A 309-nucleotide genomic window follows, 5' to 3' on the forward strand; every position below is an offset into this window, starting at 1 on the left:
GTGGGCGGGCCCATCTCGATGCCCGAGATCAGGTCGATCAGTTCGCCCAGCATCAGCTTGTTCAGGGCGGGGCGGGCGTAGTCCTTGGGCAGCACGCCCTTCAGCGATTCGTTGTCCTTCTCGATGGCGCGCATGGCGTCGTCGATCAGGGTGCCGATTTCAGGGCGCTTGGCGTTGGCCTTCAGATGCGACCAGCGCGCGTCCTTCGGCACCCAGAACACGTTGTCGGCGAGGTATTCGTCCTTGTCTTCGGCGGCCTGCGGGTCTTCGGCCAGCAACTGGGCGTGGCGCGCCTCGAAGGCGTCGGAG

The 309-nt window shown here is 65.7% G+C and carries 1 protein-coding gene; it reads right to left on the reverse strand.

Annotated elements, in window-relative coordinates; genetic code table 11:
• On the reverse strand, nt 1-309 hold a 309-nt coding region (locus FLQ44_RS19815; RefSeq protein WP_147695755.1), incomplete at both ends, for a type I restriction-modification system subunit M N-terminal domain-containing protein.

The sequence above is a fragment of the Vogesella mureinivorans genome, from assembly GCF_007644035.1.
Lineage (GTDB): Bacteria > Pseudomonadota > Gammaproteobacteria > Burkholderiales > Chromobacteriaceae > Vogesella > Vogesella mureinivorans.